24 protein-coding genes, 1 tRNA gene and 1 pseudogene are annotated in these 24265 nt (G+C 69.4%); 19 read left to right on the top strand and 7 right to left on the bottom strand.

Translation table 11 applies throughout. From position 1 onward, the window contains the following. Positions 1-149: 149 nt before the first annotated feature. Positions 150-569, bottom strand: a complete 420-nt coding sequence (locus NHN26_RS16260) for a globin domain-containing protein (RefSeq protein WP_253090395.1) — start codon at positions 567-569, stop codon at positions 150-152. 312 nt (positions 570-881) lie between these two features. Between NHN26_RS16260 and NHN26_RS16255 the strand changes: the two genes are divergently transcribed. The 5 genes from NHN26_RS16255 (at position 882) to NHN26_RS16235 (ending at position 4719) form a co-directional block, all read left to right on the top strand. Further along, on the top strand, positions 882-2816 hold the full coding sequence (locus NHN26_RS16255) for an elongation factor G (RefSeq protein WP_253090394.1): 1935 nt from the start codon (positions 882-884) through the stop codon (positions 2814-2816). A 17-nt stretch (positions 2817-2833) separates the two neighbouring features. Further along, entirely contained in the window at positions 2834-3652 is an 819-nt protein-coding gene (locus NHN26_RS16250) for a ChaN family lipoprotein (protein ID WP_253090393.1), read from the top strand. 280 nt (positions 3653-3932) lie between these two features. Next, positions 3933-4109: a hypothetical protein gene (locus NHN26_RS16245; RefSeq protein WP_253090396.1), complete on the top strand. Its 177-nt coding sequence runs from the start codon at positions 3933-3935 to the stop codon at positions 4107-4109. Then, entirely contained in the window at positions 4106-4252 is a 147-nt protein-coding gene (gene hemP / locus NHN26_RS16240; RefSeq protein WP_253090392.1) for a hemin uptake protein HemP, read from the top strand. Before NHN26_RS16245 ends, hemP begins: the two co-directional genes overlap by 4 nt. Next, on the top strand, positions 4249-4719 hold the full coding sequence (locus NHN26_RS16235) for a hypothetical protein (protein ID WP_253090391.1): 471 nt from the start codon (positions 4249-4251) through the stop codon (positions 4717-4719). Before hemP ends, NHN26_RS16235 begins: the two co-directional genes overlap by 4 nt. A gap of 307 nt (positions 4720-5026) precedes the next feature. Here the strand turns inward: NHN26_RS16235 and NHN26_RS16230 are convergent, their stop codons facing one another. From NHN26_RS16230 to NHN26_RS16210, 5 genes are all read right to left on the bottom strand, one after another. Beyond that, positions 5027-5305, bottom strand: coding sequence for a hypothetical protein (locus NHN26_RS16230; RefSeq protein ID WP_253090390.1), 279 nt, complete (start codon positions 5303-5305; stop codon positions 5027-5029). A 107-nt stretch (positions 5306-5412) separates the two neighbouring features. Then, a complete protein-coding gene (locus NHN26_RS16225) occupies positions 5413-5673 on the bottom strand; it encodes a hypothetical protein (protein ID WP_253090389.1) in 261 nt (86 codons plus the stop codon). A gap of 271 nt (positions 5674-5944) precedes the next feature. Beyond that, positions 5945-6214: a DksA/TraR family C4-type zinc finger protein gene (locus tag NHN26_RS16220; RefSeq protein WP_132694735.1), complete on the bottom strand. Its 270-nt coding sequence runs from the start codon at positions 6212-6214 to the stop codon at positions 5945-5947. A gap of 60 nt (positions 6215-6274) precedes the next feature. Beyond that, positions 6275-7279: an NAD(P)H-binding protein gene (locus NHN26_RS16215; RefSeq protein WP_253090388.1), complete on the bottom strand. Its 1005-nt coding sequence runs from the start codon at positions 7277-7279 to the stop codon at positions 6275-6277. An 18-nt stretch (positions 7280-7297) separates the two neighbouring features. Next, the gene (locus NHN26_RS16210) at positions 7298-9460 is read right to left on the bottom strand and encodes a malate synthase G (RefSeq protein ID WP_253090387.1); all 2163 of its coding nucleotides are present in this window, start codon (positions 9458-9460) and stop codon (positions 7298-7300) included. A 210-nt stretch (positions 9461-9670) separates the two neighbouring features. Here NHN26_RS16210 and NHN26_RS16205 point away from each other — a divergent pair, with 210 nt between their 5' ends. The 14 genes from NHN26_RS16205 (at position 9671) to NHN26_RS16140 (ending at position 22967) form a co-directional block, all read left to right on the top strand. Next, positions 9671-12184, top strand: a complete 2514-nt coding sequence (locus tag NHN26_RS16205; protein WP_253090386.1) for a cation:proton antiporter — start codon at positions 9671-9673, stop codon at positions 12182-12184. Between the two features lie 86 nt (positions 12185-12270). After that, positions 12271-13476: a glycosyltransferase gene (locus tag NHN26_RS16200; protein ID WP_253090385.1), complete on the top strand. Its 1206-nt coding sequence runs from the start codon at positions 12271-12273 to the stop codon at positions 13474-13476. Positions 13477-13591: 115 nt separating this feature from the next. Continuing rightward, positions 13592-13882, top strand: a complete 291-nt coding sequence (locus NHN26_RS16195) for a ribbon-helix-helix domain-containing protein (RefSeq protein ID WP_253090384.1) — start codon at positions 13592-13594, stop codon at positions 13880-13882. A 98-nt stretch (positions 13883-13980) separates the two neighbouring features. Then, the gene (locus NHN26_RS16190; RefSeq protein WP_253090383.1) at positions 13981-14376 is read left to right on the top strand and encodes a VOC family protein; all 396 of its coding nucleotides are present in this window, start codon (positions 13981-13983) and stop codon (positions 14374-14376) included. Positions 14377-14425: 49 nt separating this feature from the next. Continuing rightward, positions 14426-14950 (top strand): Twin-arginine translocation pathway signal, encoded by a 525-nt coding sequence (locus NHN26_RS16185; RefSeq protein ID WP_253090382.1) that lies wholly within the window; start codon positions 14426-14428, stop codon positions 14948-14950. A 19-nt stretch (positions 14951-14969) separates the two neighbouring features. Continuing rightward, complete coding sequence (locus tag NHN26_RS16180; protein WP_253090381.1) at positions 14970-16541, top strand: GMC family oxidoreductase; 1572 nt, start codon at positions 14970-14972, stop codon at positions 16539-16541. 147 nt (positions 16542-16688) lie between these two features. Next, positions 16689-16994, top strand: coding sequence for a hypothetical protein (locus NHN26_RS16175; protein ID WP_253090380.1), 306 nt, complete (start codon positions 16689-16691; stop codon positions 16992-16994). A gap of 268 nt (positions 16995-17262) precedes the next feature. After that, entirely contained in the window at positions 17263-17766 is a 504-nt protein-coding gene (locus tag NHN26_RS16170; RefSeq protein ID WP_253090379.1) for a type III secretion system chaperone family protein, read from the top strand. A gap of 34 nt (positions 17767-17800) precedes the next feature. Beyond that, the gene (proC, locus tag NHN26_RS16165; RefSeq protein WP_253090378.1) at positions 17801-18622 is read left to right on the top strand and encodes a pyrroline-5-carboxylate reductase; all 822 of its coding nucleotides are present in this window, start codon (positions 17801-17803) and stop codon (positions 18620-18622) included. Next, entirely contained in the window at positions 18619-18957 is a 339-nt protein-coding gene (locus tag NHN26_RS16160) for a tRNA-binding protein (RefSeq protein WP_253090377.1), read from the top strand. The genes proC and NHN26_RS16160 overlap by 4 nt, the downstream gene beginning before the upstream one ends. Continuing rightward, entirely contained in the window at positions 18957-19910 is a 954-nt protein-coding gene (locus tag NHN26_RS16155; RefSeq protein ID WP_253090376.1) for a 2-hydroxyacid dehydrogenase, read from the top strand. The genes NHN26_RS16160 and NHN26_RS16155 overlap by 1 nt, the downstream gene beginning before the upstream one ends. Positions 19911-20088: 178 nt before the next feature. Then, positions 20089-21060 (top strand): class II fructose-bisphosphatase, encoded by a 972-nt coding sequence (gene glpX / locus NHN26_RS16150; RefSeq protein WP_253090375.1) that lies wholly within the window; start codon positions 20089-20091, stop codon positions 21058-21060. Positions 21061-21063: 3 nt separating this feature from the next. Continuing rightward, positions 21064-22812, top strand: coding sequence for a single-stranded-DNA-specific exonuclease RecJ (recJ, locus tag NHN26_RS16145; protein WP_253090374.1), 1749 nt, complete (start codon positions 21064-21066; stop codon positions 22810-22812). Between the two features lie 80 nt (positions 22813-22892). After that, positions 22893-22967: transfer RNA gene (locus tag NHN26_RS16140), tRNA-Glu, on the top strand. Between the two features lie 138 nt (positions 22968-23105). Here NHN26_RS16140 and NHN26_RS17645 read toward each other — a convergent pair. After that, a pseudogene (locus NHN26_RS17645) lies at positions 23106-23636 on the bottom strand (tyrosine-type recombinase/integrase); the annotation flags it as partial. Positions 23637-24265: the final 629 nt, after the last annotated feature.

Below are 24265 nucleotides of genomic sequence, written 5' to 3'. Positions count from 1 at the left end.
TATATCGCGGCAACCCTCCGCAAGATCCTCGACCAGCACATGCAGAGCGATATCGCCGAGCTTATGCCCTGGAACTTCGCTGAATAGTCACGCGGCAAGCCGAAGGGTGGTCAGGCTGCGCTTACGTCTGATCGGCGGTGGACAGAGGCTTACGCCGCGTTGTCCCCGGACGGCGGGACCGCCATCAGCTCCAGCAGTTCCGCATAGGCGGATTGCCACGCTGCGCGCATTTCGTCGGTGCAGGCCGCGCCGAAGAAGTCCTGAAGGGCCAGGTCGAAGGCGCGCTGGCCAAGGGCCATGTGCTCGCGGCTGACCGAACGCCGGGCATGGACCCGGCCGAGATGGGCGGCCGTCGCGGCCAGTCGGTGGCGGTCGCCCAGCACGCCCACCACCATGGCCAGCGCCGCCATCAGCATCCGCTTCTGCGTGGTCGGATCGCGCTGGAAAAGCGCCTGCGCCTCGGGCGCGATCTCGAAAAGCCGGGAATAGAACGCATCGGCGAACCGGCCCCTGGCGACGAAAAGGCGGCCGGAGCTTTCGACGACGATCTGGCGGGCATGGGCGTCCATCGCTCCTCCGGGGACTTATCCGCGCGACTGTGCGCCCAATCCCTTAACGACGGATGAACCGGCCCTGTGGCGAGCGTGCTCGCGCCCGGCCGGCCCCTGCGTCCCGATGCCCACAAATTCGCCTTGACCGGACGGGACGCCAGCGCGGAACATCGGGACGAAACGGGACAGCGGCCAGACGCCTCCGGCGGCCGCACCCGACGGCCGGGGGGGCTGCGGCCCAGCCTCCGGTCCGGGCGCAGCATGTCGGACCGGGCGCGCGGCACGCAACGATAATCCCGTGCCATGCGACCCACCGGAGGAACTCACCCCATGCGCTGTTTCACCATTCTCGGTCCCTCTCAGTCGGGCAAGTCCACCCTTCTGAAGGCCTTGGGCGAGCTTGACGGCCAGCCCGTCACGGCCGCCTTTGCCGACGCCCTGACGGTCAGCCAGTTCACCTATCTGGGCGAGCCCTGGGCCGGCTTCGACATCGCCGGGGGTCCCGATTACCTGGGCCATGCGGGCGAGGCGCTGGCGGCCTCGGATGCCGCCATCCTGTGCGTGGCCCCCGACCCCGAGGCGGCGGTGCTGGCCGCGCCCTATCTGCGGCTGATCGAGCAATCCGACGTGCCCTGCTTCGTCTTCATCAACAAGATGGACCAGGACGAGGCGCGCATCCGTGACATCGTGGGCGCGTTGCAAGCCTATGCCGCGCATCATATCGTTCTGCGCCAGGCCCCGATCCGCGATGCTGCGGGCCATGTGGTGGGGGCGGTGGACCTGATCTCGGAACGCGCGTTCCAGTACCAGGAGGGTCAGCCCTCGAAACTGATCGAGATCCCGGACGACCTGCATGACCGCGAGCAGGAGGCGCGGGCCGAATTGCTGGAACATCTGGCCGATTTCGACGATCACCTGATGGAGCAGCTGATCGAGGATCGCGAGCCGCCCACAGGGGAGATCTACAAGACCCTTGCAGAGGCGCATCGCGACAACCGCATCATCGCCGCCTATCTGGGGGCCGCGGGGCATGGCAACGGTCTGGTCCGGCTGATGAAGGCGCTGCGCCACGAGGCGCCCGACATGGCCGCGATCGGGCCGCGGCTGGGCATCAAGGCGCCGCTGGCCATCGGGGTGGCGTCCGACACGCGCAAGCATGTCGGCAAGTCCACGCTGATCCGCGCGCTGGGCGGTCCCGTGCAGCATGGCAGCCCGCTGGGCGGCGACAACCTGGGCAGCCTCAGCGGTATCGACGGCAAGCCCGTGCCCGAACCGCTGGACCCCGGCACGCTGGCCGTTGCGGTCAAGTCCGACCACCTGGACCCGGGCTATGCCTATACCGCGCAACAGGCCGAGGAACTGCCCCGCTGGACCCGCGGCCGCCCGCCCGCCTATGCCCGCGTCCTGATGCCCGCGAACGAGCGCGACGACGCCCGGCTGTCGGCGGCGCTTGGGCGGCTGGCGGGGTCCGATCCGGGGATGGAACTGGCCCAGGACAGCGAGACCGGGCATCTGGTGCTGCATCTTCAGGGGCCGATCCACCTGCGCCGCACGCTGGCGAAACTGGCCGAGGATTTCGGGATCGAGGCGGTCGAGCACCCCGTTTCGGGCATCTATCGCGAGACGATCACGAAAACGGTCGAGACCCATTACCGCCACCGCAAGCAGACCGGCGGCGCGGGCCAGTTCGCCGATGTGCATCTGACGATCCGGCCGCAGGGCCGCGGCGCGGGCTTTGCCTTTGCCGAAACGATCAAGGGCGGCACGGTGCCGAAGAACTACATCCCCGCGGTCGAGGCGGGCGCGCGCGAGGCGATGGACCAGGGGCCGCTGGGCTTTCCGGTGGTCGATGTCGCGGTCACGCTGACGGATGGCAAGTATCACGCGGTCGACAGTTCCGACCACGCCTTCCGCACCGCGGCCAAGGCCGGTGTGCGCGAGGCGCTGGCCGAGGCCGGGCCGGTCCTGCTGCAACCGATCGAGCGGGTGGACATCCATGTGCCCTCGATCCATTCGGGGTCTCTGGTGGCGCTGGCGGGCAGTCTCAAGGGGCAGGTGCTGGGTTTCGAGGCGCATGGCGATGCGCGCGGCTGGGACGTGTTCCAGGCGCTGATCCCGGCAGCGGCCAAGGACGAGTTGTTCCAGGCGCTGGGCGGGCTGACCCATGGCACCGCCTGGTTCGAATCGCGCTTCGACCATTACGAGGAATTGCACGGACGCGATGCAGAGCGCGTCCGCGAGGCGCGGGCGGCGGAACTGGCCTGACGCGCGGCGGCCCGGCCATGAGCGGGGCAACCCCCTGGCTCTCGCCCGCGACCGGCGCCCGGCTTGGCCATGCCGGGGCGCTGGCCTGGCTGGCGGGGGCCGATGCGGTGCTGCTGGGCGAGCGGCATGACCGCGCGGCGGATCATCGCTGGCAACTGCATGTCGCGGCGGGGCTGGCCGCACATCGGCCGATCGTGATGGGGTTCGAGATGTTTCCCGCCCGGCTTGACCCTGTGCTGGCCGACTGGGTCGCGGGCGGGCTGTCCGAGGAGGATTTCCTGGCCCGCGCCGAATGGAGCACGGTCTGGGGCTTTCCGGCAGAGCTGTATATGCCGCTGTTCCGGTTCTGCCGCGAAATGGGGGTGGCCATGGTCGGGCTGAACTGCCGCCGCGACCTGGTGCGCGCGGTGGGTGCGGGCGGCTGGGATGCGGTGCCGGAAGAGGCGCGCGAGGGGCTGACGCCCGCGCGCCCCTCGCCACCCGCCTATCGCCGCTTCATCTTCGAACTGACCGGCGGCGCGCGGCCGGGGCGGATGGCGACCTCGCCGGACGGTCCCGCCTTTGACCGTTTCGTGCGCGCGCAGGAGGTCTGGGACCGCGCCTTTGCCACCCGCATCCACGCCGCCTCTGCGCGGCAGGGCAGTCCGCTGGTGGTGGGCATCATCGGGCTGGGGCATCTGCTTTGGGGCGGCGGCGTGTCCTGGCAACTGGCCGATCTGGGGATGGACAAGGTCCGCGTCGCGATCCCGTGGATGCCGGACGATCCGCTGCCCGAGGCCGGAATGGCCGATGCGATCTGCATGCTGCCATCCGGGGACGACCCGGCCGGGGCGTGACGGCGCGCGACAGGGGGCTTTTCAGTCGCCTAAAATCCTGATAGAAAGAATCGGGAATAGGGCGCGACCCCGCCGCCCGTCCATGTCAGGCCCCAGCTCTCTGCCCGGTCCCCTGCGCAATCGTCAGGACGCACAGGATGAACCTTGCAAGTGCCCCGCATGGGGATCGCCCCGCCAGCCCGGAACCGCATTTCGCCCGGATCACGGACGATCCGTTGGCCGATGCCCTGTGATCGCGGCGGCGCGGGTCGGCCGGGGCGGGGGGATCAGGATCGAGAGGATGACACCCGGGATGACAGTGCGCGAGGACATGGGCGCAGGCCGCGAAACGACGGGCCTGCGCGATCTCTGGCAGGCGATCCTGTCGGGCGAGTGGGCCGGGGCCGAGCCGAGCCAGACGGGGCTGGATTCGTTTCTGGACAGGGTTGCGGCGCGGGAGCGGGAGGCGGAGCGATGAGCGCTGTGCAGCATTTGGTCGCTTCTCCGGTGCACGAGGCCCGCATCCTGACCGGGGGCGGCACGACCGCGATGATCGTGCTGGACGGGGCCTGCTACACCCTGCGCATCACCCGCGCGGGCAAGCTGATCCTGACCAAATGAGCGCGTTGTCCCGCAGCCGCGGCGCGGCGCCCGTCGCCTGCCTGTCCGAATTGCCGCCCGTCGAGCGCGCCGCGATCCGCTGCCTGCGCGGCTGGAGCGCCGGTCCCGAGGCCCGGTCGCGCATGCGGCGCAATTTCGTGCAGGTCCAGGGCGGCGGCGCACCGGCCCATGAGGAGGCACTGGATGTGCTGATGGAACTGGCATTGACGGCAGGGCGGCGCCCGCTGGCACGCCATCCGCCGGATCATCCCGAGGTGGGCGGCGACGAGAACGCCTTTGCCCAGATGGTGGCGGCCGCGATGGGCGGCGAACGTGAGGACGCGCTGGTCTTCGCGCTGGCCCTGATGGGGCCGCAGGCGGCCTTCGAGGCGGTCGCCCTGGCCGAGACGCTGGGTCTGGCGCTGCTGGGGCTTGTGCGGGCGCGGCGGGACGCGGCGATGCAGACATGGCCTTGCGGGCTTCACTAGATCGGCCATGGCCTGTGCGCCCCCGTCCGGCAGAGGATGGCAGCCGCGGCCGTGGCACGCGCGCCAGCTTGCGCACGACAAGACCGGGATAATTGCCCATTTCGGCGGCCAGCCCGGCCTGTCCGCTGGTCGTCGCCTGCGCCTGGGGACGACCGCTTTCCTGCCCTTCGCGTGCATCGCGCTCGGGATTGCCGCGGGGGGTGGCGCGCGCCGCGCGGTTCGGCTTGTCCTCGGGCCGGGGCGCCGGGCGCGGGCTTTCGACGGGGTGCGCGACCTGCACGATCGCGGGGGACAGCGCGGCCACCAGCTACGGTGCCGCAAGCGGCGCGGTTTCGGCGGGCAGGCGGGCGAGCGTGTTCTGCGGGGCGGGCGACACCGTCTCGGACGGTGTCACGGCCTCGACCACCTGATGCGTCGCCATCGTCGACAGCGTGCCCGCCGCCATGTCGGCGACGCCGGTCCCCAGCCGCGCCCCGGCCGCCCCGGTGCTGCCGGCGATCTCGATGGCGTCCAGCGGGACCAGCGCCAGCGCCGCGACGGCAAATCCCAGGGCCGCGCCCCGGCCCGGTTGCGAAGACGGAATCACGCCCCCCCTCTCGGTCAGGATCACCACCCGCCCGGCCCCGGCGGCGCGCGGCCCCGTCGCGCGTCGCCAGCCCGTCGGGATTCAGCACGAGCAGATATGTCGGCCGTTCAACCGCACGGCCCCGGGTTCGAGTTGCAGGAAGACCGGCCGCGTCTCGGGGCTCGCGGGCCGTGCAGTCCCTCGGCGCAGGGCGCCAGCCCCGGCTCGCCCGCCTTGCAGAGATCTGTGCCGTTGATCGGCACGCGGCCAGGATCGGCGCAGGCCAGATCGGGCACGACGAACCGGCGCACCCGCGGCCGTCCCGCGGACAGTGCGCCGAAATCGAACAGCGTCAGGCGTTCGACCCGCCCCGTCGCATCCATCAGCACCGTCTCGAAATACCTTTCGGAGATTGTCGGAAGATGTCGGCGAGAGCGTGGAAATTGGTGCGGCAGCGCCATCGCGGTCCGATGAAACCGGCCTGAGCGGGGCGCTGTCGGCCGCAGACGGCCGGAGGGCATCCGGGCCGTGGCCGACGCCCGGCCAAAGCGGATCGCGGCGTGTCCGGCGCATCGTGCCCCTGGCGTTCAGTCTGCTATCAGGCCATTCCGGGCCGCCGCGAATGTTGCGGCGTGGTTTCGGGACGCGCCATGCAGCGGGTCACTTCAACTGGCTGTCCTTGGAGCCGCGCCGGTTGATGCCGCCGCGCTGCACAGGTCGTGCGTCACGCGCCTGCTGGCAGTCGATGCAGAGCTTGACGCCCGGGATCGCCTGCCGCCGCGGTTCGGGGATCGGCTCGTCGCATTCGGCGCAATGGGTCAGGCTTTCGCCACGCGGCACCGGGCGGGCCTGCATCCGGCGCAATTCGTCCTCGATCGAGGCGTCGATCTGATCCTGCACGGCGCCATCCCGCGCCCAGCCACCTGCCATGCTGCGCCCTCCCTCCCTGTATCCTGGCCGATGGGGCGGGGATTGTCGCGCGCTGCGGGCTCAGAACATCGCATGCGCGCCCAGATCCACCTTTTCCTCGTCCGCCAGCAGCCTGTCATAATAGTCGAACAGCGTCTCGGTTCCATAGGCGGGGGTCGCCTCGGCATCGTAGCGCCCGGTTGCGGGGTCGAGGACCAGCATCGACTCGGTGGCGTAATAGCGGCCGATCCGGGCAAACTCGGCCTTGTCGCGCATCTTCGGCGAGACGCGGCCCAAAAGCCCCAGCACCGCGATGATCGCATCCATCATCCCCACCGGGACCGAGCGGAATTTCGGCTCCTGCCCCAAGGCGCGGAACAGGTATTCGCCCTGTTCGCGCGGGGTGATCGCGGGTTTGGGGCCGCCGATGGGCAGGATGCGGTTTCGCAGCGCCGGATTGTCCAGGCAATCGGCCATGAACCGGCCCAGATCGGCGTCGCTGATCGGGGTGCAGGCGGTCAGGGTTCCATCGCCGAAGATCAGGAAGGGCTTGCCCTGCCGCACCCGCGCGACCTGGCCCGAGAGCGACTTGAAGAACGCCGTGGGCCGCACGATCGAATACTCCAGCCCCGAGGCGATCAATTCCGCCTCGAAGGCGAGTTTTGCCTTCTGGAATTCCAGCAGCGGCTTCTGCACGCAGATCGCCGACAGCAGCACCACATGGCCGACCCCGGCCGCGCGGGCGGCGGCCAGCGCGTCGGAATGGGCCTTGTGGTCGATGGCCCAGGCATCCCGCGGCGTGCCCGTGCGCGAGGCAAGGCAGGAGACCAGCACATCGAACCGTTCGCCCGCGATCCCGTCGCGGGCCAGCGCGGCCGGGTCGGTGATGTCGGCCTCGCGCGGGACGGCCCCCGCAGGCAGGCCGCGCGCCGCCGCCGCGCCCGAGCCCGGCCGCACGAGGCAGACCAGCCGATGCCCGCGCGCGGCCAGTTCCATGGCGGTTGCCCGGCCGATCGTGCCGGTCGCGCCCAGCATCAGCACCCGGCGCGGCCGGGGCGAGGGCGGGGGTGTGTCGGTCGCACTCATCATCGGGCTCCTTGCGGGTCAGGGGCGTTGCAACTGCGCCTTGCGTTCGATCCGGCGGGCATGCAGCACCGGCTCGGTATAGCCCGAAGGCTGGATGCGGCCCTTGAACACCAGATCGCACGCGGCCTGGAACGCGATCCCGTCAAAGCCGGGCGCCATCGGCACATAGGCCGGATCGGCGGCGTTCTGGCGGTCGACCACCTCGGCCATCCGCCGCATGACCTCCATCACCTCGTCCGCGCCGACGATTCCGTGATGCAGCCAGTTGGCGATATGCTGGGCCGAGATGCGGCAGGTGGCGCGATCCTCCATCAGGCCGACATCGTTGACGTCGGGCACCTTGGAACAGCCCACCCCGGCATCGATCCAGCGGACGACATAGCCCAGGATGCCCTGCGCGTTGTTCTCGACCTCGCGCAGGATCTGGGGGCGCGACCATTTGCGGAAGGCGGCCAGCGGGATTTCGAGGATCCCGTCGACATGCGCCCGGCGGCCGCCCTTCTTCAGCGCGGCCTGCACCGCCAGCACGTCGACCTGATGGTAATGCAGCGCGTGCAGCGTGGCCGCCGTGGGCGAGGGCACCCAGGCGCAATTCGCCCCGGCCTTGGGATGCTCGATCTTGGTGGACAGCATCGCCGCCATCCGGTCGGGCATTGCCCACATGCCCTTGCCGATCTGGGCGCGGCCCGACAACCCGCATTCCAGCCCGATATCGACATTCAGGTTCTCATAGGCCGTGATCCAGCCCTTGCGCTTGATGAAATCCTTGCGGCTGAAGGGGCCCGCCTCCATCGAGCTGTGGATCTCGTCGCCCGTGCGGTCGAGGAACCCGGTATTGATGAAGGCGACGCGGTGTTTTGCGGCGCGGATACATTCCTTGAGGTTGACCGAGGTGCGCCGCTCCTCGTCCATGATGCCGAGTTTCACGGTATAGCGCGGCAGGCCGAGGATCTCCTCGACGCGGGTGAAGGTGTCGTCGGCAAAGGCCACCTCGTCGGGGCCGTGCATTTTGGGCTTGACGACATAGATGGAGCCTGCGGGGGAATTGCGCGGGCCTTCGGTCTTTTTCAGGTCGTGCAACGCGATCAGCGTGGTGAGCGCGGCGTCCATCAGCCCCTCGAACACCTCGGCGCCGTCCCCATCCAGGATCGCCGGGTTGGTCATCAGGTGGCCGACATTGCGGACCAGCATCAGCGCGCGGCCCTTGACGGTCAGCGTGCTGCCATCGGGGGCGGTATAGGCAAGGTCGGGGTTCAGCGCGCGGGTCAGGGTCTGGCCGCCCTTGTCGAACTCGGCGCTCAGGTCGCCCTTCATCAGGCCCAGCCAGTTGGCATAGGCCGCCACCTTGTCCTCGGCATCGACACAGGCGACCGAATCCTCGCAATCCATGATCGCGGAGACGGCCGATTCCAGCCGCACCGCCGCCAGCCCGGCCTGATCGCGCGCGCCGACCGGGTGGGTTCGGTCGAAGACCAGTTCCACATGCAGCCCGTTATTGCGCAGCAGCACCGCCTCGGGCGCGCGGGGATGGCCGCGGAAACCGACGAATTTCGACGGATCCTCCAGCGGCAGGTCATCGACGAGCAGCGCGCCGCCCCTGACGTGATAGCGCCGCGCATCGGCATGGCTGGTGCCCGCGACGGGAAAGGCCTCGTCGAGGAACACCCGGGCCCGGGCGACGACACGGGCGCCGCGGCCGCGATCGTAGCGGCCCGCGGGCGGCGGGCTGCCCATCGCGTCGGTGCCGTAAAGCGCGTCGTAAAGATTGCCCCAGCGCGCATTCGCGGCGTTCAGCGCGTAGCGGGCATTGGTGATCGGCACCACCAGTTGCGGCCCCGGCACGGTGGCGATCTCGGGGTCGACATTGGCGGTCTCGATCTCGAACGGCGCACCTTCGGGGCGCAGATAGCCGATCTCGGCCAGGAACGCCTTGTAGGCCTCGTGGTCATGGGGCTGGTTGCGCCGCGCCAGATGCCAGGCGTCGATCTGCTGCTGCATCGTCTCGCGGATCGCCAGCAATTCGCGGTTGCGGGGCGTGAAGTCGCGCACCAGCCCGGCGAAGCCCTGCCAGAACGCGTCCGCCGCGATGCCGGTGCCGGGCAGTGCGCGGGTCTCGACGAAATCGGCCAGCACGGCCGCGACCTTCAGCCCGGCCCGGTCCTGATATGTCGCGCTGCCCATCTACGCCTCCATGCTGTCCTTGTCCCGCATAGCTCAGAGCAATTCCACGCCCGCAATGCAAGTGCAGCCTTGCCCGGTCAGCACCGCCTCCGCCCGCAAAACCCGCGCCGCGCCGCCGATCCGGCCAAATCCCCGGCGCTGCGCGTTTTCCTGCCATTTCGCCTCGCGCGCCCCGTGGTGCCATGGCCGCAGCCTGCGGTATGAAGGGGCATGGACATCGTTCTGCTGACCACGGTCATCGCTTCCCTGTTCCTGCTGATCGGCGCGGCCGAGCCCTTGGCCGCGCGCCTGCGTCTGCCCTTCAGCGTGATCCTCGCCGCGCTGGGCATCCTGATCGGGGCGGGTGCGCTGTTCTTCCTGCGCACGGACCTGACCGATGCGCTGAACCCGGTGGCCGAGGCGATCCTCGCGCTGCCGATCCGCTCGAACGTGTTTCTTTACGTCTTCTTGCCGACCCTGCTGTTCCAGGTGACGCTGGGGATCAACCTGCGCCGGATGCTGGACGACTGGGTGCCGATCCTGATGCTGGCGGTGGTCGCGGTGGTGGTGGCGACGCTGTCGGTGGGCTATGCGCTGGCCTGGGCCAGCGCGCTGCCGCTTGCGGTCTGCCTGCTGGTGGGCGCGATCGTCTCGACCACCGATCCCTCGGCGGTGGTGGGCATCTTCCGCTCGATCTCGGCCCCGCGCAGGCTGGCACGGATCATCGAGGGCGAGAGCCTGCTGAACGATGCCGCCGCCATCGCGCTGTTCGGCCTGTTCATGGGCTTCGTGATGCTGGGCATGCCCGATCCCAGTCTCGGCGACGCGCTGGCGCGCTTTCCGCTGCTGATCGCGGGGGGCGTGCTGACCGGCTGGCTGGCGGCGCGGATCGCGGTCCGGTTGATGGCGATGTTCGCGCGCTACGAACTGGCGCAGATCTCGGTCTCGGTGGCGCTGCCCTACCTGGCCTTCATCATCGCCGAGCAGAGCGTGGGCGCCTCGGGCGTGATCGCGGTGGTGACGGCGGGGATGACGCTGAACCTGATCGGGCCGGGGCGGCTGCCGCCCGCGTCCTGGTCGAACCTGCGCGAGGTCTGGGATCTGCTGGCGCATTGGGCGGGGGCGTTCATCTTCATCCTGGCCGCGCTCCTGATCCCGCGGCTTCTGGAAGAGGTGCGGATCGGCGATTTCGCCCTGATCGGCGTCGTGATCCTGGCCGCCCTGGCAGCGCGGGTGGTGATCCTGTTCGGCCTGTTGCCGCTGCTGACGGCGATCCGGCTGTCGCCGGTGGTCGAGCGGCCCTATCGCGTCGCGATCCTGTGGGGCGGGCTGCGCGGCGCGGTGACGCTGGCGCTGGCGCTGGCCGTGACCGAAAGCGTCCGCGTGCCGGTCGAGGTCAAGCGCCTCGTCGCGATCCTGGCCACCGGCTTCACGCTGTTCACGCTGATCGTGCAGGGCACGACGCTGCGCTGGATCATCCGGCAACTCGGGCTCGACCGGCTGTCGCCGATCGACCAGGCGCTGTCCAACCAGGTGGTCGCGGTCGCGCTTCAGACCGTGCGCGAGGACGTGGCCCGGACCACCGAGAATTACGAGCTGACCCGCGACATCGTCCGCTCCGAGGCCAAGCGCTTCGGCGAACGGCTGGACGGGGCGGTGAAGGTGGCCGAGGAGAATGCCGAGATCCACGACCGCGACCGGATCACGCTGGGGCTGATCGCGCTGGCCGGGGCCGAGCGCGACGCGATCATCGCCCGGATCAGGGACCGCACCATGTCCGCCAGCCTCGCCGAACAGGTCCTCTCCGATGCCGACCGGCTGATCGAGGGGGCGCGCACCGGCGGGCGGCTGGGCTATCAGCGGGCGGCGCGGGTCAGTGTCGGCTATGGCCGCGCCTTCCGGATGGCGGTGCGGCTGCACAACCGGCTGCGGCTGTCGCGCCCGCTGGGCCGAATGACGGCGGACCGGTTCGACCTGCTGTTGTCGCAGCGGTTGATCCTGCGCGACCTGCACGGCTTCATCGACGGGCGGATCCGGCGCATCCATGGCCGCCGCGTGGCCGACCTTCTGCACGAATTGCTGGCCCGCCGCGCCGAGGCCGTCGATACCGCGCTGGAGGGGCTGCGGCTGCAATATCCGGGCTATGCCGAGGAACTGGAACGCCGCTTCATCCGCCGCACGGCGCTGCGGCTGGAGGAACGCGAATATGACGCGATGCGCGAGGACGGGCTGATCGGGGCGGAACTGCACAACGCGCTGATGCAGGACATCGCCCGCCGTCGCGCCGGGCTGGACGCGCGCCCGCGCCTCGATCTGGCGGTCGAGAAGGCGGAACTGGTGCGCTGCTTCCCGCTGTTCGACGATCTGGACGGCAAGGCGCGCAAGCGGCTGACGCGGGCGCTGGTGACGCGCTATGTCAATGCGGGGGACGTGCTGATCCGCAAGGACAGCCAGCCGCGCAGCGTGTTCTTCATCGCCTCGGGCGCGGTCGAGGCGGAAAGCGCGGGCCAGGTCTTGCGGCTGGGCCGGGGCGAGATGTTCGGCCAGATGGCGGTCCTGATGCAGAAACGGCGCCGCGCCGAGGTGCGCGCCATCGCGCCCTCGACGCTTCTGGTGCTGGACGAGGCCCGGTTCCGGCGGCTGCTGCGGCGCAGCCCGGCGGTGCAGGCGGCGGTGCTGGAAAGCGCGCGCAAGCGCGGCATCGCCCCAGAGACGCTGTTTCCCGAGGGGCTGACCGCGGCCTGAGCCCTGCGCGGCGGTTGCCCGGGCCAGCGTTCGCCGTATAGTTGTCCAGGGACCGGCCGCCCTGCCGGGCATCGCATCGGCCGGCCATGGATATCCTGTTCTCGCATCTGAACTTTCCCGCCCAGTTCGGCGCCTTCGGCGCCTATCTTGCGCGGCAGGGCTGGTCGGTTACTTTCGTCACCGAACGCACGGATGCCGTGCCGCCGCCGGGCTGCCGGATGGTCCGCATGTCCCCGCATCGCGCGCCAACCGAAGGCGTCCACCGCTTTGCCCGGCCGCTGGAAGCGGCGATGATCAACGGCCAGGCCTTTGCCAATGCCGCCCTTGCCGCCCGGCAGGCCGGGCTATCGCCCGACATCGTCGTTGCCCATTCGGGCTGGGGCGCGGGCACCTTTGCCCGGGCGGTCTGGCCGCAGGCGAAACTGGTCAGCTATGTCGAATGGTATTACCGCTTCCCGCCCGTGGACGCGGTGGGGCCGATCCCGCCCGGCAATGACCCCGACCGCCGCGCGCTGGCGCTGGCGCGCAATGCGCCCACGCTTCTGGATCTGGCCGAGGCCGATCTGGTGCTGTGCCCGACGCAGTTCCAGGCCGACCAGTTCCCCGGCTGGATCCGCGAGCGCCTGACGGTGCTGCATGACGGGGTGGATACCGGCTTCTTCACCCCCGATCCGCAGGCCCGGCTTGACCTGCCGGGGGTGACGGTGCCCGAAGACGCCGAGATCGTCAGCTATGCCACCCGCGGGATGGAGCCGACCCGCGGCTTTCCCGAGTTCATGCGTGCGCTGGCGCTGGTGCAGGTGCGTCGGCCGCGGCTGCATGCGGTGATCGGCGGGCAGGACCGCGCCGCCTATGGCGCTGGGCCGCCCGATGGCACTAGCTGGAAACGGCACATGCTGGACCAGCTCGATCTTGACCCGGCGCGGCTGCACTGGCCGGGGCTGCTGCCGCACGGGCCCTGGCGCAATCTGCTGCAATCGACCCATGTCCATGTCTACCTGACCGTGCCCTTCGTGCTGTCCTGGTCGCTGGTCGAGGCGATGGCGGCGGGCGCGCCGCTGGTGGTGTCCGATTGCGCCCCGCTGCGCGAGGCGCTGGCGCATGACGTTTCGGCCGAGATGGTGGACCACCGCGACCCCGAGGCGCTGGCCGACGCCATTGCCCGGCTTCTGGACGACCGCGACCGGGCCGCGCAACTGGGGCAGGGCGCGCGCGCCGCGGCCGAGGCCCGCCATGCGGCCGCCACGCTGTACCCGGCCCGGGCGCGGCTGCTGGCGGGGCTGATCGGTTGAGGCTTTGCGCATCGCGCTTGGTGCGCGCGCGCGATCCGGGTTAAGCTGCCGGACCGGGAGAGGAACCGGGCGGCGTCCGCGGGAACGGCACCGCCTGTCAGGGAGGGAACGGCCCATGTGCCAGATTTTCGCGGGGCAGGATCCGCAGCGCTACCAGTCGACCACACGCCGGTTGCGGCTGAACGGTCATTCGACCAGCATCCGGCTGGAAAACAGCTTCTGGGCGATCCTCGACGAGATCGCCGCGACCGAGGGCGTCACCACGCCCGCCTTCCTGTCGCGGCTGCATTCCGAGGTGCTGGAACTGCATGGCGAGCCGGTGAATTTCACCTCGCTGTTGCGCTGCGCCTGCCTTGTCTTCATCGAGACCGGGCGCCGGGGCGGGGTGGCGATGGCCGCGGAATGACGGCTTTCGGCGCGGGGTAGTAAGGCGCTACTACCCGCAGGGCGCCCCGCGCGGTCTATGCTGGCCCCGAAACCAGCAACAACCGGCGGGAGGCATTGGTGGCCAAGGCAATCCACAGCATGATCCGCGTGCTTGACGAGGCGCGCTCGGTGGCGTTCTACGAGAAGGCATTCGGGCTGAGGGTGGCCGACCGGCTCGACTTTCCCGAGTTCACGCTGATCTACATGAGCAATCCCGAAACCGAGTTCGAGGTCGAGCTGACCGTGAACAAGGGCCGGACCGAGCCTTATGCGCTGGGCGATGGCTATGGCCATCTGGCCGTGTCGGTCGCGGATCTGGACGCCGAACATGCCCGCTTCGAGGCCGAGGGGCTGAACCCCCGCAAGCTGGTCGCCTTTGCGCCCGCGGGCGAGGTGATCGCGAGGTTCTTCTTCGTTGCCGATCCCGATGGCTACCAGATCGAGGTTCTCGAACGCGGGGGGCGCTTCAAATAGGGGATTTCCGGGCGGTTGGGAGGCCGCTCGTTTCAAGGGAGGAGAAACAATGACAACCACCGCAGACGTCCGGGGGATGACCCGGCGCCAGCTTCTGTCGCGCGCCAGTGCGGCGGGGGCGTCCCTTGTCGTGGGGGCGGGCTTCGTCGCCGCACCCGATGCGGCCTGGGCCTACGAGACGGCGCATCTCAAGCCCGAAACCTTCGCGACGCTGGTCCGGATGGCGCGCGACATCTATCCCCATGACCGCATCCCCGACGCCCATTACGTCATCGCGGTCAAGGGCCATGACAGCGCCGAGGCCGCGCCCGCCATCGAGGCCGGAATCGCCGGGCTGGATGCCGCGGCGCAGGCCCGGGGCTTCCCCGGCTATCTGGACACCGGCTGGGAGCGCGACCGCGTGGACATCCTGCGCGGCATCGAGGACAGCGCCTTCTTCCAGACGATCCGCGGCGGGCTGGTGACGGGGCTCTACAACCAGAAAGCGGTCTGGCCGATCTTCGGCTACGAGGGCGAGAGCTATAGCCAGGGCGGCTATATCGAGCGCGGCTTCAACGACATCGACTGGCTTTGAGGCGGGGGGAGGACTGGCAATGGCTGCATCTTTCGATCTGACCGACGACAGCGTGGTGGTCATCATCGGCACCGGCGCGGGCGGGGGCGTTCTGGCCAACGAACTGGCGCAGAAGGGCGTGCGTGTCGTCGCCCTCGAGGCGGGCGGGCGCTATCTGCCCGAGGATTACGTCAACGACGAATGGGAAAGCTTCGGGCAACTGGCCTGGCTGGACCCGCGCACGACCAGCGGCGACTGGCGCGTGGCCAAGGATTTCTCGGGCCTGCCCGCCTGGATCGTCAAGGCGGTGGGCGGCACCACGACCCATTGGGCGGGCGCCTCGCTGCGGTTTCAGGCGCATGAATGGAAGGCCGCAACGACCTATGGCGCGGTCGAGGGCGCGAACCTGCTGGACTGGCCGATCGACGCCGCCGAGATGGAGCCATGGTACGACCTGGCAGAAAAGAAGCTGGGGGTGACGCGCACCAACGGCATCGCCGGGCTGCCCGGCAACAACAACTACCTGCTCTTCGAAAAGGGCGCCAAGGCACTGGGCTATACAGAGGTCCATACCGGCCGCATGGCGATCAATTCGGCCGAATATGACGGGCGCAGCTTCTGCCACCAGACGGGATTCTGCTTTCAGGGCTGCAAATGGGGCGCGAAATGGTCGGCGGCCTATACCGACATCCCGCGGGGCGAGGCGACCGGCAACCTGGAAGTGCGCGAACGCGCCCACGCTGCGCGCATCCTGCATGACGATGCGGGCAAGGTGACGGGGGTCGAGTATTTCGACCGCGACGGCACCCTGCAGTTCCAGCGCGCGCGGATCGTCTGCGTGGCGGGCAATTCCTTCGAAAGCCCGCGGCTGCTGCTGAACTCGGCCTCGTCGATGTTCCCCGACGGGCTGGCCAACAGCTCGGGCCAGGTCGGGCGCAACTACATGCGGCACATGACCGGCTCGGTCTATGCCACCTTCGACAAGCCCGTGCGAATGTGGCGCGGCACCACCATGGCGGGGATCATTTCGGATGAGGCCCGCCACGACCCCAGCCGCGGTTTCGTCGGCGGCTACGAGATGGAGACGCTGGCGCTCGGCATCCCGTTCATGGCGGCCTTCCTCGACCCGGGCGCCTGGGGGCGCGAATTCACCACGGCGCTGGATGCCTATGAATACATGGCGGGCATGTGGCTGGTGGGCGAGGACATGCCGCAGGAAAGCAACCGCGTGACTCTGAACGCCGAGGTCAAGGACCAGTGGGGCCTGCCGGTCGCGAATGTCCATTTCGACGACCATCCCAACGACATCGCGATGCGCAACCATGCCTACAGGCAGGGCAGGGCGGTCTACGAGGCGGTGGGGGCCACGCGCACCTTCCCGACGCCGCCCTATCCCAGCACGCATAACCTGGGCACCAACCGGATGAGCGAACGGCCCGAAGACGGGGTGGTGAACCGCTGGGGGCAAAGCCATGACATCGCGAACCTGTTCGTCTCGGACGGCTCGCAATTCACCACCGGCGCGGCCGAGAACCCGACGCTGACCATCGTGGCGCTGGCGATCCGGCAGGCCGACCACATCGCGCGCGAGATGGCGGCGCAGACCCTCTGAGGGGGAGCAAGCCGGGCCGCGGCGTCCCGCTGGGCGCCGCGGCTTTCCCTTTGGCCGCCCCGGGAGTTGCGGATCCCCTTTGCCTTGGGTATCGCTTGACCCGGGCACCGACGCATGCGTCGGCCGCAACGGAGGGGAAGAAAGACGGTGCTGTTGATCCTCGGTCTCTATCTGGGTTTCTCGCTGGTCCTGTTGCTGGGGGCGGCAGAGTTCGAACGCCGCGCCATCGTCGCCCGCCGCCTGGGCCCGAACGGCCGCGCCATCCTGATCGCGCTGGTCGTCTCGGTGGTGGCCTCGCTGGGGGTCGTGGTCGCCGGGGCGGTCACGGGGGGCCTGCTGCGCACCCTGCACCTGTTCGGGGGCACCGTCGCCTATCACGGCGCGATGGGCGTGCTGCTGGTGCGCGGCCTGCAACGGGTGTCTGCCCGCGTCTTCGCCCAGGGCGCGGCCTGACCCCGCCGCCCGCCTGCCGCCTCGTGGAAAACCCGCCGCCGATGCGTCCTGTTCCTGGGCGGCTTTCACGATCTCAGCCCAATTGGTGGAGATTTCCACAACATATTGCGGCCGCTGCATATGCGGTAACCAAATTCTCCTTTACAGAATCCGGCTTTGCCACCACCATATCTTGTAAGGGCGTGTTGGCTTTCCAGCAGGCCCTGCAGCAGGCACCTAAGCCTTGTGGGGCATCCGCTCGTCAAGGCTACAACTCACGAGGCCGGGCATGTCGCTTTCCGAAGACTTCCTGCACAGCGAAGACCTTCACCCCATCGACGTCGTCGAACACCTTGCCGAGCACCGCGACTGGGAGTTCGACCGCGTCACCGACGACCAGATCGCGATGGCGGTGACCGGGCAGTGGCGCACCTATGCGATCACGCTTGCCTGGTCGGGCCATGACGAGATGCTGCGGCTGATCTGCACCTTCGAGATGGAGCCGCCCGAAGACAGGCTGCCCGCGCTCTACGAGACGCTGAACGCGACCAACGACATGTGCTGGGCCGGCGCCTTCACCTATTGGCACGACCAGCGGTTGATGGTCTGGCGCCACGGGTTGATGCTGGCGGGCGGCCAGCCGGTCGCGCCCGAACAGGTCGATCGGCTGATCCGCACCGCGGTCGCGGCCTCGGAACGGTTCTATCCCGCGTTCCAGCTTGTCGCCTGGGGCGATCGCAGCCCTGCGGATGCGCTGCAAGTCGCCATTGCAGAGGCTTACGGCCGCGCCTAACCTCGCCCCCCGAGGATAACAGGGGATCACGGGAATGCAGATGGACGACCTCGCCGCCCGGGGGCTGGTGCTTCTGGGCTGCGGCAAGATGGGCTCGGCGCTACTGGCGGGCTGGCTGAAGGGCGGGCTGCCCGCCGGTTCGGTCTGGGTGCTCGATCCCGGCCCGTCCGACTGGCTGCGCGCCCGCGCGGCAGAGGGGCTGCACCTGAACGCGCCGCTGCCCGCAAATCCCGCCATCGTGCTGCTCGCGGTCAAGCCGCAGGCGATGGAGGCCGCGCTGCCGCAGGTCGCGGGGCTGGCCGATGGGAGCACGCTGTTCCTGTCGGTCGCGGCGGGCAAGACGCTGGGCTGGTTTGCCGAGCGGCTGGGCTCCGCCGCCCCGGTGATCCGCGCCATGCCCAACACGCCGGCCGCCGTGGGCCGGGGCATCACCGCGCTGATCGGCAATGCGCAGGTCGATGAGGCGGACCTCGCGCTGGCCGAAACGCTGCTTTCGGCGGTGGGCCAGACCGTCCGGCTGCAATCCGAGGGCCAGATGGACGCCGTGACCGCCGTTTCCGGCTCGGGTCCGGCCTATGTCTTTCACCTGATCGAGACGCTGGCCGCCGCCGGAGAGGCCCAGGGCCTGCCGCCCGCCATGGCGCTGCAGCTTGCGCGCGCCACCGTCGCAGGCGCGGGCCAGCTTGCCGAGCAGGCGGCCGAAAGCCCGGCCGAGTTGCGCGTCAACGTCACCTCGCCGGGGGGCACCACGGCGGCCGCGCTGGCGGTGCTGATGGACCCTGAAACGGGCTTTCCGCCGCTTTTGCACCGCGCCGTCGCCGCCGCCACCGCCCGCAGCAAGGAACTGGGATCGTGAGCGAAATCACCTATGACGACTTCCAGAAGGTCGATATCCGCGTCGGCCGGATCACCCGCGCCGAACCCTATCCGGAGGCGCGCAAGCCCTCGATCAAGCTCTGGGTGGATTTCGGCCCCGATATCGGCGAGAAGAAGAGCTCGGCCCAGATCGCCACGCATTACACCCCCGACGAGCTGCCGGGAAAACATGTGCTGGCGGTGGTCAACTTCCCGCCCCGGCAGATCGGCCGGTTCATGTCCGAAGTGCTGGTTCTGGGCTTGCCCGACGCGGATGGCGAGGTAGTTCTGATCGGGCCGGACAGGCAAGTACCGATCGGTGGGAGGATGTTCTGATGACGAAAATTCTGGTGACGCGGCCGATGCCGGGCCGCGTGGGACCGGCCGTGCGCGAACTGGGCGAGGTCGAGATGCGCGACAGCAACCTGCCGCTTTCCGAGGACGAGATGCGCCGCGCGCTGGCCGAGTTCGACATCGTGCTGCCCACGCTGGGCGACCGGTTCTCGGCCGGGATCTTCGCCGCCGCAGGCCAGCCCCGCGCCAGGTTGCTGGCCAATTTCGGCATGGGCTACAACCATATCGACGTGGCCGCCGCCCGCGCGCTGGGCATCGCCGTGACCAACACGCCCGGCGCCGTGACGGATGCGACGGCCGATATCGGGATGCTGCTGATCCTGATGACCTGCCGGCGCGGCGGCGAGGGCGAGCGGATGGTCCGCGCCGGCCGCTGGGAGGGCTGGCACCCGACCCAGATGCTGGGGCTGCATGTCACCGGCAAGACGCTGGGCATCGTGGGCATGGGCAATATCGGCCAGGCGCTGGCGCGGCGCTGCCATCACGGCTTCGGCATGGACGTGGTCTATTACACCCGCACGCCCAGGGCGCTCGACTTCCCCGCAACGCCGGTGGACAGCCTGGCCGCGCTGGGCGCGGCCTGCGATATCGTCGTCTCCTGCGTGCCCGGCGGCGCCGAGACGCGGCACATGATGGGGGCGGATCTCTTCGCCGCGATGAAGCCTCATGCCCATTTCGTCAACATCTCTCGCGGCGACGTGGTCGACGAGGCCGCGCTGATCGCGGCGCTGTCCGAAGGCCGGATCGCGGGGGCGGGGCTCGATGTCTACGAGTTCGAACCCCAGGTGCCGGCCGCGCTGCTGGCGATGGAGAATGTGGCGCTGCTGCCGCATCTGGGCACCGCGACGCTCGAGGTGCGCGAATCGATGGGCATGATGGCGGTCGAGAACATCCGCGCCTTCCTGGCCGGCCAGCCCCTGCCGAACGCGGTCTGAGCCCCCGCCTCGTCCCTTCTTCTGGCCGAGAATATCCCGGGGGTCCGGGGGCAGCGCCCCCGGCCGGTCGCCCGGGCGTGAGCCCGGGCGAAACCTGCCCGCGTCCCCGCGCCCCCTTGTCTCGCCCGTCCCCGAAGGGCTAGAAGCGCGCAACCGGATTTGCCCCGCAGGATTTCCCATGACCGACAAGCCGCTCTACGATTTCAACGACCGCATGCTCTCGCTGGGCCTCGCCCGCGTCTCCGAGGCCGCCGCGCTCGCCTCGGCAAAGCTGATCGGCCATGGCGACGAAAAGGCCGCCGACCAGGCCGCGGTCGATGCCATGCGCGTCCAGCTCAACCAGCTCGAGATCGCGGGCGTCGTGGTGATCGGCGAGGGCGAGCGCGACGAGGCGCCGATGCTCTATATCGGCGAGGAGGTGGGCGCGGGCACCGGCCCTGCGGTCGATATCGCGCTCGACCCGCTCGAGGGCACGACGCTGACCGCCAAGGACATGCCCAACGCGCTGGCAGTGATCGCGATGGGGCCGCGCGGCTCGATGCTGCACGCCCCCGATGTCTACATGGAAAAGCTCGCCATCGGGCCGGGCTATCCCGAGGGGCTGGTCACGCTCGACATGCCCCCCGCCGAACGGGTGCGCAAGCTGGCCGCGGCCAAGGGCGGCACGCCCGCCGACATTACCGTCTGCATCCTCGAACGCCCCCGGCATGAGGCGCTGATCGCCGAGGTCCGCTCGACCGGCGCGGCGATCCGGCTGATCACCGATGGCGATGTCGCCGGCGTCATGCATTGCGCCGAGGCGCAGCGGACCGGCATCGACATCTACATGGGGTCGGGCGGTGCGCCCGAGGGGGTGCTGGCGGCGGCCGCGCTGAAATGCATGGGCGGTCAGATCTTCGGCCAGCTGCTGTTTCGCAACGATGACGAACGCGCCCGCGCCGACCGCGCCGGGATCACCGACCTGAACCGGGTCTATGGCCGCGACGACATGGTGCGCGGCGACGTGATCTTCGCCGCGACCGGGGTGACGGATGGCTCGCTCCTGCCCGGCATCCGGCGCGAGGTCGGCTGGCTCACCGCCGAGACGCTGCTGATGCGCTCCAAGACCGGTTCGGTCCGGCGCATGACCTACCGGACCCCAGTGAAATAGGCGATGGCCCGGCCGTTTCTCGACGTCGACTGCTCCGCGACGGGCCGACGCTGGACCGGCCCCACGCCCGAAGAGGCCCGCCAGGCCGAGGCGCTGGAACAGGCCGCACGCCTGCCCCCCGCCGTGGCCGCCGTGCTGGCCCGGCGCGGCGTGGCCCCCGAAGCGGCCGAGGGCTTCCTCGATCCCACGCTCAAGGTCCTGCTGCCCGATCCGCTGTCGCTGCGCGACATGGCGGCGGCGGCCGAACGCTTCCTTGCCGCGCTGCGCGGGCGCCAGCGGATCGCGGTCTTTGCCGATTACGATGTCGATGGCGGCGCCTCTGCCGCGCTGATCCTGAGCTGGCTGGCCGCGCAGGGGCACAGGGCCACGCTCTACATCCCCGACCGCATCGACGAGGGCTATGGCCCGAACGAACCCGCGATGGAACGGCTTGCCCGCGACCACGACCTGATCGTCTGCGTCGATTGCGGCACGCTGAGCCATGGCCCCATCGCCGCCGCCCAAGGTGCGGACGTGATCGTGCTCGACCATCACCTGGGCGCCGAGACTCTGCCCCCCGCGCTGGCCGTGGTGAACCCCAACCGCCAGGACGAGACCGGCGATCTGGGCCATCTCTGCGCGGCGGGCGTCGTGTTCCTGATGCTGGTCGAGGTGAACCGCCAGATGCGCGCCGCCGGGATGGCGGGGCCGAACCTGATCGACTTCCTCGACCTCGTTGCGCTGGCGACCGTGGCGGATGTGGCGCCGCTGACGGGCGTCAACCGCGCGCTGGTCCGCCAGGGGCTCAAGGTGATGGCCCGGCGTGCCCGGCCCGGCCTTGTCGCGCTGTCCGACATCGCGCGGATGACCAGCGCGCCCACGCCCTATCACCTGGGCTTCCTGCTGGGCCCAAGGGTGAATGCGGGCGGGCGGATCGGCCAGGCCGATCTGGGCGCGCGGCTGCTGGCCACGTCCGACCCGCACGAGGCCGCGGCGCTGGCCGAACGGCTCGACGCGCTGAATACCGAGCGGCGCGAGATCGAGGCCGCGGTGCGCGAGGCGGCGCTGGCCCAGGCCGAGGTTCGCGGGCTGGACGGACCCCTGGTCTGGGCCGCGGGCGAGGGCTGGCACCCCGGCGTCGTCGGCATCGTCGCCAGCCGCCTGAAGGAGGCCACCAACCGTCCCGCCGTGGTGATCGGGCTGGAGGGCGACCAGGGCAAGGGCTCGGGCCGGTCGGTTTCGGGCGTCGATCTGGGCGCGGCGATCCACCGGCTGGCGGCCGAGGGGCTGCTGGTCAAGGGCGGCGGGCACCGGATGGCGGCGGGTCTGACGGTGGCCCGCGACCGGCTGGACGAGGCGATGGAGCGCCTCGGCGCGCTGCTCGCGAAACAGGGGGCAGGGGCGTCCGGCCCGCGCGAGCTGCGGCTCGACGCGCTGCTGATGCCCGGGGCCGCCAGCGCCGATCTGGTCGAGCGGATCGAGGCCGCAGGCCCCTTCGGCGCAGGCGCCCCCGCGCCCCGCTTCGCCTTCCCGGGAATGGCCGTGAGCTTCGCCCGCCGCGTCGGCGAGAGCCATCTCAGGATCGGCTTCGGCGACGGCACCGGCCCGCGCCTCGACGCCATCGCCTTCGGCGCCTTCGACACCCCCCTCGGCCCGTTGCTCGAATCCCATGGCGGCGCGCGCATCCACCTCGCCGGGCGGCTCGAGATCAACGACTGGGGCGGCCGCCGCCAGGTCCAGTTGCGCCTCGAGGACGCGGCGCGGGCCGACTGACAGTCGGCGAAAAAAAACCGCGATATACCCCCTTGCGCAGCCCCGCCAATTTATCTAGGAAACGCCCCACAAGCCAGCACGGCCCGTTCGTCTATCGGTTAGGACGCCAGGTTTTCAACCTGGAAAGAGGGGTTCGATTCCCCTACGGGCTGCCACTGCTTTGATTTTCTGCTCTTATTACAATGGCCTGAGCTTGAAAATGGACAATGAACTTTGATCCGTGGTCCAGCTGGGGCGCCCGAGAGGCGTTTCGATGCCGCCGTTGCTGCGCCGCGACGCTCGAATTTCTTGGTGTAGACAGACGCTGTCTTGGCCTCCGTCCAGCCGAACGCTGACATGAGTTCGTATTCGGTCGCGCCGTTCTCAGCCATGATCTGAGTGACCCCCTTACGAATACCGTGCTGCGAGCGAGTCGCCTTCTTCTCCTTCTCGCCGCCCTTGGTCTTTGCAAGCTTATAGAGGCCAGCTGCGATGATCCATTTTCGAACCCGGTTGTCGAGCGATCCTGATGAAGCGAATGGCCGCCCAAACGCGGTCACGAGGTAGGTGTCGCGCGGTTCGTGAAGCTCGAGTTCCTGCAGAAGCAGTCGCTCCATCGGGATCGACACGAACGCTGAGCCCTTCTTCTTTGGTTGCCATTCCAAGTATCGCAAGCCTTCGTGAATCACCTCGTTCGCCGGCCCAAGGCTTGCCATATCTCCGATCCGCCCATGGGTGGCGTAAGCCAAACAGAACCAGAGCCTAGCCATCGTGCCTGGGCCGTGAGCCTCGAGGAACCTTTCGACATCCCTCGCTGACCAAGGGGTTGCCCCACCCTTCACCATGTGCCCGGACTTCACACCGAACACAGGGCTATTCGCGGGGAAGCTATGGTCCTCACCCCACTTGTATGCGGCCCGGAGCGCTTTGAGGCATGTTGCGGCCGCGCCGGTCCTGCCTCCGAACCCATCGCGGATGTGGACGAAAGCCTCGCGCGGCAGGTCAGCGTCCAGTGCCCCCATGCGGTCGCCGTCTGGATCCATGGTTTCTCGCGCTTGAGTCAAGCCAGTGCGACGACTCGAGAGCGTCAAAGCCGAGAGATTGCCGGCATCGACCTGCCCCTCCATCCAAGCCAGGAACTTGTGGCACAGTTCGTCCAGCGTGCCCTTATTCGGCTCCGCCGGCCTCACGACCTCCAGCTTCTCGCCGGCGCGTGCGGCGTGATAATGATCATCGAAACCTGGCTCTCCGGGGCCCATCGGGATCCGGATCTTCTTGTTCGGCTGCCCCTCGACACGAACCCGCCACCTGGTCGTGCCGGCAGCCGTCTGAGGTGGTCCCCAGAAACTGGACAGATTTGCGGCGTTGCTAAGCTTGCCTGTTGATCATGCCGCCGCCTTCAGGTCTTGGCCCTGATGGGCCTCAACCGGTGTCCTTCCGCCAAGCGCCGAATGGGGGCGCAGGGTGTTGTAAA

The sequence above is a fragment of the Rhodovulum tesquicola genome (assembly GCF_024128855.1).
Lineage (GTDB): Bacteria > Pseudomonadota > Alphaproteobacteria > Rhodobacterales > Rhodobacteraceae > Rhodovulum > Rhodovulum tesquicola.
Note: the sequence above shows the minus strand (reverse complement) of the source record. Positions and strands in the feature narration are given on the sequence as shown.

Coding starts and splice junctions, on each gene's coding strand:
- NHN26_RS16250 (WP_253090393.1), top strand. CDS start 2,834: ATGAGCGGGGCAACCCCCTGGCTCTCGCCCGCGACCGGCGCCCGGCTT.
- NHN26_RS16170 (WP_253090379.1), top strand. CDS start 17,263: ATGTCGCTTTCCGAAGACTTCCTGCACAGCGAAGACCTTCACCCCATC.
- NHN26_RS16205 (WP_253090386.1), top strand. CDS start 9,671: ATGGACATCGTTCTGCTGACCACGGTCATCGCTTCCCTGTTCCTGCTG.
- NHN26_RS16185 (WP_253090382.1), top strand. CDS start 14,426: ATGACAACCACCGCAGACGTCCGGGGGATGACCCGGCGCCAGCTTCTG.
- NHN26_RS16215 (WP_253090388.1), bottom strand. CDS start 7,279: ATGAGTGCGACCGACACACCCCCGCCCTCGCCCCGGCCGCGCCGGGTG.
- NHN26_RS16245 (WP_253090396.1), top strand. CDS start 3,933: ATGACACCCGGGATGACAGTGCGCGAGGACATGGGCGCAGGCCGCGAA.
- recJ (WP_253090374.1), top strand. CDS start 21,064: ATGGCCCGGCCGTTTCTCGACGTCGACTGCTCCGCGACGGGCCGACGC.
- NHN26_RS16235 (WP_253090391.1), top strand. CDS start 4,249: ATGAGCGCGTTGTCCCGCAGCCGCGGCGCGGCGCCCGTCGCCTGCCTG.
- glpX (WP_253090375.1), top strand. CDS start 20,089: ATGACCGACAAGCCGCTCTACGATTTCAACGACCGCATGCTCTCGCTG.
- NHN26_RS16220 (WP_132694735.1), bottom strand. CDS start 6,214: ATGGCAGGTGGCTGGGCGCGGGATGGCGCCGTGCAGGATCAGATCGAC.
- NHN26_RS16195 (WP_253090384.1), top strand. CDS start 13,592: ATGTGCCAGATTTTCGCGGGGCAGGATCCGCAGCGCTACCAGTCGACC.
- hemP (WP_253090392.1), top strand. CDS start 4,106: ATGAGCGCTGTGCAGCATTTGGTCGCTTCTCCGGTGCACGAGGCCCGC.
- NHN26_RS16260 (WP_253090395.1), bottom strand. CDS start 569: ATGGACGCCCATGCCCGCCAGATCGTCGTCGAAAGCTCCGGCCGCCTT.
- NHN26_RS16200 (WP_253090385.1), top strand. CDS start 12,271: ATGGATATCCTGTTCTCGCATCTGAACTTTCCCGCCCAGTTCGGCGCC.
- NHN26_RS16155 (WP_253090376.1), top strand. CDS start 18,957: ATGACGAAAATTCTGGTGACGCGGCCGATGCCGGGCCGCGTGGGACCG.
- NHN26_RS16255 (WP_253090394.1), top strand. CDS start 882: ATGCGCTGTTTCACCATTCTCGGTCCCTCTCAGTCGGGCAAGTCCACC.
- proC (WP_253090378.1), top strand. CDS start 17,801: ATGCAGATGGACGACCTCGCCGCCCGGGGGCTGGTGCTTCTGGGCTGC.
- NHN26_RS16180 (WP_253090381.1), top strand. CDS start 14,970: ATGGCTGCATCTTTCGATCTGACCGACGACAGCGTGGTGGTCATCATC.
- NHN26_RS16210 (WP_253090387.1), bottom strand. CDS start 9,460: ATGGGCAGCGCGACATATCAGGACCGGGCCGGGCTGAAGGTCGCGGCC.